Raw genomic sequence first — 4,491 nt, forward strand, 5'->3', positions numbered from 1 at the left:
GTGCAGGTCGCACTCGTGGCGTTCGCCGGCGGTATGACCGCCGGCATCCTGACGGGCTGGTCGATGCTGCAGAACGGCCTGCTGCTCGGCGCGCTGGCGGGAGCGGCGGCGAAGTCGGGCCAGGCGCTCGCGTTCTGGTCGCTGATCGTGCCGCATGGCTCGCTCGAACTGCCCGCGATCGTGCTCGCGGGCGGGTCGGGGCTCATGCTGGCGCGCGCGATCCTGTTCCCGGGCGACCTGCCACGGGCCGCGTCGCTGAGGCGCGCCGCGGGCGAGGCGGTGCGCATCGTGCTCGGCGCGCTGCCGCTCTTCCTGCTCGCGGGGCTCGTGGAGGGGTTCTTCACGCCGAGCGCCACCGATCCGGTGCTCAAGCTCGGAGTCGGCACAGCACTCGCTGCGGCGTTCGTCGCCTACGTGCTGCTCACGGGCCGCGGCGAGCCGGAGGCCTGAGCCGTACGGCCGCATGAGGCCGGTGCGGTCCTACGCCTCCGGGCGCATGTGCGGGAAGAGCAGGACGTCGCGGATCGACGCGCTGTCGGTCAGCAGCATGACGAGCCGGTCGATGCCGATGCCCAGTCCGCCGGCGGGCGGCATCCCGTACTCCTGCGCGCGCAAGTAGTCCTCGTCGACCCACATCGCCTCGGCGTCTCCGGCTTCCTTCGCCGCGGCCTGCGCCTCGAAACGAGCACGCTGGTCGACCGGGTCGACAAGCTCCGAGAACGCGTTCGCGAACTCGCGGCCCGTGATGATGAGTTCGAAGCGGTCGCACACCTCCGGGTCGTCGTCGTTGCGGCGTGCGAGTGGAGACGTCTCCGCGGGGTAGTGCGTCACGAAGATCGGCTGCACGAGCGTGCCCTCGACGAGCTTCTCGAACAGCTCCGTGAGCAGCTTGCCCGGCCCCCAGCCCTGCTCGACCGGGACCTCGTGCCGCTCACAGAGCGTTGCCAGCTCCGCGAGCGGGGTGTGCACGGAGACCTCGCGGCCGCACGCCTCGCTGACCAGCGACGACATCGTCGCGCTGCGCCACGGCGACGCGAGCGACACCGGCGTGCCCTGGTAGGTCGTCTCCAGCGTCCCGAGCGCTTCCGACGCGGCCGTCACGATGCACGACTCGGTCAGCTCGCGCATGGTTTCCATGTCGCCGAAGGCCTGGTACGCCTCCAACATCGTGAACTCCGGATTGTGCCGCGGGCTCATGCCCTCGTTGCGGAAGGAGCGGTTGATCTCGTAGACGCGCTCGAAGCCCCCGACGAGCAGGCGCTTCAGGTAGAGCTCCGGCGCGATGCGCAGGTACAGGTCCATGTCGAGCGCGTTGTGGTGGGTGACGAACGGGCGCGCGGTCGCGCCCCCGGGGATCGGCTGGAGCATCGGGGTCTCGACCTCGAGGAAGCCGCGCGACTCCATGAAGCGGCGCACCGCCGCGACGATCCTGATGCGCGCCTCGAAGACCTCGCGGACCTCCGGGTTGGCGATGAGGTCGACGTAGCGCTGGCGGTAGCGCGTCTCGGTGTCTGTCAGCCCATGGTACTTCTCGGGAAGCGGCCGCAGCGACTTGGAGAGCAGCGTCACCTCGGCCGGTTGGACGGAGAGTTCGCCCCGGCGGGTGCGCAGCACGACGCCCGACGCGCCCACCCAATCACCGAGGTCCAGGTCGATCGCGCTCGCGAACGCCGCCTCGTCCATGACGCCCTGACGGCAGAACAGCTGGATCTCGCCGGTGGCGTCCCGGACGACGAGGAACGCCACCTTGCCCTGGTCGCGCTTGGCGACGAGCCGGCCGGCGACGGTCACAGCGTCGGACGTATCCTGGCCCGGCTCCAGAGCGGCGTACGCCTCGGCGATCTGCGCCGCGCGGTGCGTCACATCGAAGCGCGGCGCGTACGGAGCGGCGCCGGCCGACCTCAGCGCGTCGAGCTTGGCGCGACGGACGGTGAACGGGTCATCCCCGATACCGTCGGGCTGCGGCGCTGGCGTCTCGGCGCTGTCGGTCATGGGCCCCCTAGTGCGTGATCGAGACGACCATGAAGTCGATCTGCTTGCCGGACGGCGTCGTCACGGTCACGGTGTCGCCCTTCTTGTGGCCCACGATGGCGGAGCCCACGGGCGACTCGTTCGAGATCCGGTCGTGCGCGGGGTCGGCCTCAGCGGAACCGACCAGGTGGTACTGGTGGATCTCACCGGTCGAAACGTCCTGGAGCTCGACCTTGCTGCCGAGGCTGACCTTGTCGTTCTTGCGCGGCGACTTGATGATCGTCGCGTGCACGAGGATCTGGGTGATCTCGGCGATGCGGCTCTCGACCCACGCCTGCTCGTTCTTGGCGTCGTCGTACTCGGAGTTCTCCGACAGATCGCCGAACTCCTTGGCGGCCTTGATGCGCTCGCCGACCTCGCGGCGCCGCACGGTCTCGAGGAACCGCAACTCCTCCTCGAGCTTGGCCTGTCCTTCGACGGTGAGTGCCACTTCCTTGTTCATCACGGTTGCGCTCCACCCATTCATGTTCGCGGGGACCGGCGAAGCGATACATCGGCCGCCGGAGGCGTTCACCAAAGCGCGGACCTGCTCAGCGCAGGTCCGTGAAACGCGGAGAGTATAGCGGATAGCCGCACCGGTTCAAGCGGCGCGCGAAGCCCCGTCCGCGCGGCTGCGAACCGGCTCGGCGGGACCTACTCCTCGTCGGCGGCGTCGGCCGGCTCGGCGTCCTTCTTCGCCTCGGCGGCTGCCTCGGCCTCGGCCTCCTTCGCGCCTTCCTTCATGCCCTCCTCGAGGGCCTTCTTCGACTTCCCGAACATCTTCGCGAGCTTCGGGATCTGGGTCGGGCCGAAGAGCACGACCACGATGAGCAGGATCCAGACCCACTCCATGCCGCCCGGCAACAGGAACGCTGCCATCTCGAGGACCTCCTGTCGATGCTCCGACAATCCGTGCCGGCGTCGCGCACCCGCGCGCCGGCTCCGTTCACGCGTGGCGGGTAGCGTACCACCCCTCAGAGGGTTCCCGCTACGGTGCCGCCTGCACCGCCCCCTCCTTGCGGGAGAGGTAGTACAGCGTGTGAAGCAACTCGCGGACCGGGTCGGTGTCGTGCAGCGTGACGCCGTCCGGGACCCGGACACGCTCCGACGTGTAGTTGAGGATCACGGTGATGCCGGCCGCCGCCAAGCGGTCGCACACGTCCTGCGCCGCCTCCGCGGAGACCGCGACGACCGCGATCGCGATGCCTTGGCCGGCCAGAGCCTCGTCCATCTCGTCGACGTGCCTCACCACCACGTCGCCAAGGCGCGTCCCCACCTTCGCGGGGTCGTTGTCGAACACCGCCGCGACGAGGAAGCCGTGCTTGCGCAGCCCGTCGTACGACGCGATCGCGGACCCGAGCCGCCCGGCCCCGACGAGCGCGATGCGATGCGTGTGGTCGGACCCGAGGATGTGCTGGATGCGGTCGATCAGCGTGCCGACGTCGTAGCCGACGCCACGCCGGCCGAACGAGCCGAAGTGCCCGAGGTCGCGACGGAGCTGCGCGGGGTTGATCTCGACGAGCTCACCCAAGCGCGCGGAAGAGACGGTCGATGCGCCCTCCCGGCGCAGCTGGATCAGCACGCTCAGGTAGACCGGGAGCCGCTCGATGACACCCTCAGGGATCCGCTCTGTGTCCACCGTCGCCAACCGCGCCCCCGGTCGTCATGCCACCCCCGAATTGTAACTCCGCGTTACGAGAAGGCACAGCCCCCGGCGCGGGACGCCGTACCCCGGAGGCGGCCGATCCCGCCGAAGGCTAGAAGCGCGCGCCCTCCAGCGCCGAGACGCACGGGCAGGCCCGCTCCTCGGGCAGCGCCGGCACCATCGCGTGCAGCAGATCGCGCAGCTTGGCGTTGTTCTCGGTGAACACGCGCACGACCTCCTCGTTGGTCACCGGGGCGACGTCCTCGGTGCCGACATCGTAGTCGGTGATGAGCGCGATGTTGCAGTAGCAGATCTCGAGCTCACGAGCTAGGTAGCACTCGGGATACTGCGTCATGTTGATGACCTCCCAGCCCTGGGAGGCGAACCACTTGCTCTCGGCGCGGGTCGAGAACCTCGGCCCCTGGATCACCACGACCGTCCCGGACGGATGCACCGTGATGCCGAGTTCCGCCGCCTTGTCGGCCGCGACCCGCCGCATGGTCGGGCAGTACGGGTCTGCCGACGAGACGTGAGTCGTGACCGGTCCGTCGTAGAAGGTGTCCTTGCGACCGCTCGTGCGGTCCACGAACTGGTCGCAGATGACGAAGTCACCAGGCTGGACGTGGGTCTGGAGCGAGCCGCACGCGTTCGGACCGATGATCCGGCTCACCCCGAGCAGCTTCATGGCGTACACGTTCGCGCGGTAGTTGATGGCGTGGGGCGGATACTGGTGATCCTTGCCGTGGCGCGGCAGGAACGCGACCGTACGGCCGTCGATCTCGCCGTGCATGATCGGCGACGACGGCGGGCCGTACGGCGTGTCGACCTTGAACTCC

The 4,491-nt window shown here is 69.3% G+C and carries 6 protein-coding genes; 1 reads left to right on the forward strand and 5 read right to left on the reverse strand.

The window, feature by feature from the left end:
• On the forward strand, positions 1-450 hold the full coding sequence (locus FDZ70_06770) for a stage II sporulation protein M (GenBank protein TLM76282.1): 450 nt from the start codon (positions 1-3) through the stop codon (positions 448-450).
• Between the two features lie 30 nt (positions 451-480).
• Here the strand turns inward: FDZ70_06770 and lysS are convergent, their stop codons facing one another.
• From lysS to FDZ70_06795, 5 genes are all read right to left on the reverse strand, one after another.
• The gene (lysS, locus tag FDZ70_06775) at positions 481-1,992 is read right to left on the reverse strand and encodes a lysine--tRNA ligase (protein ID TLM76283.1); all 1,512 of its coding nucleotides are present in this window, start codon (positions 1,990-1,992) and stop codon (positions 481-483) included.
• A 7-nt stretch (positions 1,993-1,999) separates the two neighbouring features.
• Positions 2,000-2,473 carry a transcription elongation factor GreA gene (greA, locus tag FDZ70_06780; GenBank protein ID TLM76284.1) on the reverse strand — a complete coding sequence of 158 codons (474 nt, stop codon included), beginning with the start codon at positions 2,471-2,473 and terminating at the stop codon, positions 2,000-2,002.
• 191 nt (positions 2,474-2,664) lie between these two features.
• Positions 2,665-2,862, reverse strand: coding sequence for a twin-arginine translocase TatA/TatE family subunit (locus FDZ70_06785; protein ID TLM76287.1), 198 nt, complete (start codon positions 2,860-2,862; stop codon positions 2,665-2,667).
• A 136-nt stretch (positions 2,863-2,998) separates the two neighbouring features.
• The gene (locus FDZ70_06790; protein ID TLM76285.1) at positions 2,999-3,658 is read right to left on the reverse strand and encodes a redox-sensing transcriptional repressor Rex; all 660 of its coding nucleotides are present in this window, start codon (positions 3,656-3,658) and stop codon (positions 2,999-3,001) included.
• A 109-nt stretch (positions 3,659-3,767) separates the two neighbouring features.
• Positions 3,768-4,491, reverse strand: a 724-nt coding sequence (locus tag FDZ70_06795) for an S-methyl-5'-thioadenosine phosphorylase (protein ID TLM76286.1), incomplete at its 5' end; no start/stop codon positions are given.

This window comes from Actinomycetota bacterium (assembly GCA_005774595.1).
In the GTDB taxonomy this organism is placed as follows: domain Bacteria; phylum Actinomycetota; class Coriobacteriia; order Anaerosomatales; family D1FN1-002; genus D1FN1-002.